Annotated in this window: 5 protein-coding genes; all 5 read right to left on the reverse strand. The window is 35.5% G+C overall.

Annotated elements, in window-relative coordinates; genetic code table 11:
- Positions 1-27: 27 nt before the first annotated feature.
- Complete coding sequence (locus Q0Y70_RS09345; protein ID WP_297820263.1) at positions 28-915, reverse strand: aldose 1-epimerase family protein; 888 nt, start codon at positions 913-915, stop codon at positions 28-30.
- A gap of 27 nt (positions 916-942) precedes the next feature.
- Positions 943-2,337, reverse strand: a complete 1,395-nt coding sequence (gene hslU / locus Q0Y70_RS09350) for an ATP-dependent protease ATPase subunit HslU (RefSeq protein ID WP_297820266.1) — start codon at positions 2,335-2,337, stop codon at positions 943-945.
- Positions 2,338-2,346: 9 nt separating this feature from the next.
- The gene (gene hslV / locus Q0Y70_RS09355; protein WP_297820269.1) at positions 2,347-2,871 is read right to left on the reverse strand and encodes an ATP-dependent protease subunit HslV; all 525 of its coding nucleotides are present in this window, start codon (positions 2,869-2,871) and stop codon (positions 2,347-2,349) included.
- 2 nt (positions 2,872-2,873) lie between these two features.
- Positions 2,874-3,803 carry a tyrosine recombinase XerC gene (xerC, locus tag Q0Y70_RS09360; RefSeq protein WP_297820271.1) on the reverse strand — a complete coding sequence of 310 codons (930 nt, stop codon included), beginning with the start codon at positions 3,801-3,803 and terminating at the stop codon, positions 2,874-2,876.
- A gap of 4 nt (positions 3,804-3,807) precedes the next feature.
- Positions 3,808-5,113, reverse strand: a 1,306-nt coding sequence (gene trmFO, locus Q0Y70_RS09365) for a methylenetetrahydrofolate--tRNA-(uracil(54)-C(5))-methyltransferase (FADH(2)-oxidizing) TrmFO (protein ID WP_297820273.1), incomplete at its 5' end; no start/stop codon positions are given.

Below are 5,113 nucleotides of genomic sequence, written 5' to 3' on the forward strand. Positions count from 1 at the left end.
AAAGACTGGTAATAGCCAGTCTTTGAATTATTCATTTTCATCATGAAATGCAATTGAAAATCCATTTTCCCAAGTATTATTTGGTGCTAAACGGTTCATGCCCTTTTTATCTTCTAAATCTCCACTAGCATCTACTGTATCTGCAATTCCCCACCAAGGCTCAATACAGATAAAATCAGCTGTTTTTGGATATTGTGACCACAATCCAACAAATGGAGCGTGGTCCATCTTGACGTTAATGTGATAATTAGATTTATCGCTACGAACAGATACTTTGTTGCGACCTTTTAATTGGAACACCCAAGCATCATCTTTGAAAAGTAAGTCGCTGATCTCAAATAATGAGTCGGTTGCTACCAAAGATCTGTTTGACCAATCAAGTAATGGAGCTTTTAAAGGAATTCTGATGTGATCAATTGATGGTTCAAACTTAAAGTAGTAATCAGATTTCTTTAAATTATTATCTGTTGGTAAATTAAAACCTGGATGTCCGCCGATACCAAAGATCATTTCTTCATTGCCAGTGTTGGTTACATCAAATCTTTCTTCTAAAAGATTGTTTAATAATGTATAAGTAACTCGCAACTCAAAATCAAACGGATAGCTCTTCTTAGTTTCTTGGTTTGCAATGAGTAAGAAAGTGATATGATTATCATCTTTTTCTTCAACTGTAAAATCCATGTTTCGAGCAAATCCATGCTGTCCCATATGATAAGTTTTACCTTTGTAACAATACTCATCATTTTTTAAACGACCAACTATTGGAAATAGAACTGGTGCATGACGTCCCCAAACTTCTGGATCAGCTTGCCAGATATACTCTCTACCGCTATTGTTGTCTTTGACACTTTGAATTTCCGCACCATGATCGGAAATAGTAGCTGTTAAAAAACTATTCTTAATTTGATAATCCATGATAAAAACTTCTCTTTATATAAATTTTTATAGAATGAACTTAGTTAAGTCCTTATTCATAATTATATCACTCAGTTTTGAATCCACGTACTTTTGAGTAATAGTAATTTCGCCCATATTCATATCTGGGCCTTCGTATAAAACGTCTTCGAGCAATTTTTCTAAAATAGTAGCCAATCTTCTTGCACCGATATTATCAGTACCTTGGTTAACGTCATAAGCAATTTCAGCAATTCGTTCAATTGCCTCTTGGGTAAAGATTAACTTAATACCATCAGCTTTCAAAAGAGCGATGTATTGTTTAAGTAAAGAGTTAGTTGGATCTTTCAAAATTTTTACGAAGTCATCTTGAGTAAGTGCATTTAATTCGACCCGAATTGGAAAACGTCCTTGAAGTTCTGGAATTAGGTCACTTGGTTTACTTTCGGCAAACGCACCAGCCGCAATAAATAAAATGTGATCAGTAGAAACTGGACCGTATTTTGTGGAAACTGTAGATCCTTCTACAATTGGCAAGATATCTCTTTGAACTCCCTCTCGTGATACTTCTCCAGAAGTACGTTTATTACCAGCGGTAATTTTATCTATTTCATCAATAAAGATAATTCCATTTTGCTGGGTTCTATCAATAGCACGTTGATATAAAGAGTCATAGTTCACTAATTTTTTAGATTCTTCTTGAATCAAAACTTCGCGGGCATCAGAAACTGGAAGAGTTCTTTTAACCTTCTTTTTGGGAATTAAATCGCCCATCAAGCTAGACATATCCATCCCCATTTGTCCCATCATATCACCCATTGGGTTAACTTTAGGAGCTTGTTCAACTTCTATAGTAACTTCACGGTTTTCAAGTAATCCCTTATCTAATTGCTCTGCAACACTGAGTCTTTCATTACGAATTTCATCAGTAACTTCTTCATTATCTTGATTTTGATCGAAATTCAAATTACCAGAAAGCATTTGCATCATTTGTTGCATAGAATTTTCACGATTTTCTCGTTTAATTCCAGGAACCAAAAGCTTTACTAGACGATTGTTTGCTTTTTTAGTAGCTGTGATTTTTACACGGTCAAATTGTTCTTTTTCTTCCATACGTACAGCTTCTTCAACTAAGTCACGGACCATTGATTCTACATCACGTCCCACATAACCAACTTCCGTAAATTTAGTTGCTTCAACTTTAACAAATGGCGCATCTACTATTTTAGCTAAACGGCGGGCAATCTCTGTTTTACCAACACCAGTAGGTCCTGCCATTAATATGTTTTTAGGCGTAATATCTTGTTGGACTTGTTTGGGCAGTTGCAAACGTCTGTATCGATTGTAAAGAGCAATAGCTACAGATTTTTTTGCTTCATCTTGCCCAATAATGTATTTATTTAAAAGTTCAACTATCTGTTTGGGAGTTTTTTCTTCAGTCATTTAATTCACCTAGATTTCATCGCTTGTAATATGATCATCAGTAAAGATATCAATTCCAGAAGCTATTTTTACTGCTTCTGTTGCTATTTGGGCTGCATCCATACCTTGACTATGGCGAGTCATCGCTAAAGCAGCAGCTTGCGCAAAATTACCACCAGAGCCAATTGCAACGACATCTTCGTCTGGTTCTAGTACTTCACCATTACCTGAAATTAATAATAAATCCTTGTCATTAAATGCAATTACCATCGCTTGTAATTTGGCTAAAGTTGGATCTTTGCGCCAACTTTGTGCCATTTCGACCGCTGCTCTTCTAAGATCTCCAGAATAAGCTTCTAGTTTTCCTTCAAGCATTTCTTGTAGACTAACTGCATCAGCAACGCCACCAGCAAATCCAATAACTACTTTATTGTGATAAATTCGACGAATTTTCTTAGCAGTAGCTTTAGCAATTACTTTTTCGCCTAAAGTAACTTGACCGTCTCCGGCAATTGCAGTTTTGCCATTATATCTAACAGAACATATAGTTGTCATTTTTATTTAGCCTCGTTTTCTTTATTATTTCTTGGGAAAAATTTCTCATAGTCTGATTGTAAGTGCTTCATAGTTACGTGAGTATAAATCTGAGTTGTAGATAAAGACTCATGACCTAACAATTCCTGAACGCTTCTCAAGTCAGCACCATTATCGAGCATCTGAGTAGCAAAAGTATGTCTAAGCATATGAGGATGAACTTTTCCAGAGATACCAGCTTTATTAAAAACTTTTTGCATCACATATTCAATTCCTCGACTTGATAACTTGCGACCTTGATCATTCAAAAATACATAATTTTGGTCAATATTATTCTTTAAAAGATTACTTCTAGCCTGATCAAGATAAGCTCTTAAAGCTTTATCTGTAGAATCACTAAAAAGAACATAGCGATCTTTATTGCCTTTTCCGTGAACTAAGATTAATTTCAGATCAAAATCTATCTGGTCCAAAGTTAAGTTGCTTATTTCACTTAAACGCATTCCTGTCGTATAAAAAAGTTCAAATAAGGCCAAATTACGTATAGAAAGATCATCTGAAGAATTTGATAAACTATTCAAGACCTGCTTAACTTGTTTTTCATAGAAAAATTGCGGCAAGCGCTTTTCTCCTAATCTCAAACTAATTAATTGCATAGGATCCTGTTTAATTAACTTTCTTTTTATCAAAAAATTGTAAAAAGATCGTAGACTAGACATCTTTCTTGATTGAGTTGTACGCGAACGTGACAAGTTTGCCAAACTTTGCAAAAAAATCTCAATATCACGGCTGTGGACTTGATCCCAACCGGTGAAACCACCGTTTTCTAGTAAAAATTTTTTAAACTCTTGTAAGTCATTTAAATAGGCTATAATTGTATTTTTACTGTATCCACGTTCATTTTTTAAATAATCATCAAATAAATTGATAAAGTTATCATTTTCTTGGGACATATGATTATGCTTCTAGCTTATTTTTAAAATCTTCTAAATCAGCTAATGCCTTCTTAGAAATTTCCAAATGTCGTTCTTGTTTGTTTCTTACCTTGTGATCTAATTTAGGTAATAAAGCGTAAGATGCATTCATTGGCTGAAAATGTTTAGCTGAAGTTGTGGTTATATAGTTAGCCATTGAACCTAGAGCAGTAGACTTAGGAAAAATCAGCTCTTGTTCACCGCCTGCTAAGCGACTGGCGTTGATCCCAGCAACCAAACCTGAACCAGCACTTTCAACATAACCTTCTACTCCCGTCATTTGACCTGCAAAAAACAAACCAGGCTGTTTACGAGCTTCATAAGTTGCATTTAAAACTTCCGGACTAGCAATATACGTGTTACGGTGCATCTTACCATAACGAACGAACTTAGCATTTTCAAGACCTGGAATCATTGAAAATACACGTTTTTGTTCACCATATTTTAGATGAGTTTGAAAACCGACAATGTTATACATTGAAGCAGAGGCATTATCTTGGCGAAGTTGAACTACCGCGAATGGAGTTTTATCTGTTTTTGGATCTTCTAGACCTACTGGCTTAAGAGGACCAAATAACATTGTTTTTTCTCCACGCTTGGCCATTACTTCAATTGGCATACATCCCTCAAAAACATTTTTGTCTTCAAAGCCGTGAAGCTGTGCTGTTTCAGCAGAAACTAAATTTTTCTGAAAATTATAGAACTCATCTTTAGTCATCGGACAGTTAAGATACGCAGCTTCGCCCTTATCATACCGAGATTTTTTATAAACAATATTCATGTCGATTGAATCTGCATCAACAATCGGTGCTGCAGCATCAAAGAAATGAAGAGAATCAGTACCACAAAATTTCTGTATTTGCTCAGCTAAAGCGTCTGAGGTTAACGGTCCTGTAGCGATAATTGTGATTCCTTCTTTAGGAATCTCAGTAATTTCTTCTTCATGAATCGTAATGTTGGACATTTGTTTTAGTGTCTCAGTCACTTTTTGACTAAATTTATCACGATCTACTGCTAAAGCTCCCCCAGCTGGAACTGCAGTTTCGTCAGCAACTTTCATGATTAAAGAATCTAACTTACGCATTTCTTCTTTTAATAAGCCAACTGCGTTGGAGAGCTGATTTGAGCGCATAGAATTAGTACATACCAATTCAGCAAAATTTGCGGTTTCATGAGCAGGAGTAAGTTTTTGAGGACGCATTTCATAAAGATCAACGTCAATACCTTTTTTTGCTACTTGCCAAGCTGCTTCACTACCAGCGAGGCCTGCGCCAATAATAGTTACTTTT

It is taken from the genome of uncultured Lactobacillus sp. (assembly GCF_947367085.1).
Lineage (GTDB): Bacteria > Bacillota > Bacilli > Lactobacillales > Lactobacillaceae > Lactobacillus.

Excerpts from the sequence above, each read along its gene's own strand:
- Q0Y70_RS09345 (WP_297820263.1), bottom strand. The coding sequence starts at position 915 with ATGGATTATCAAATTAAGAATAGTTTTTTAACAGCTACTATTTCCGAT.
- hslV (WP_297820269.1), bottom strand. The coding sequence starts at position 2,871 with ATGACAACTATATGTTCTGTTAGATATAATGGCAAAACTGCAATTGCC.
- xerC (WP_297820271.1), bottom strand. The coding sequence starts at position 3,803 with ATGTCCCAAGAAAATGATAACTTTATCAATTTATTTGATGATTATTTA.
- hslU (WP_297820266.1), bottom strand. The coding sequence starts at position 2,337 with ATGACTGAAGAAAAAACTCCCAAACAGATAGTTGAACTTTTAAATAAA.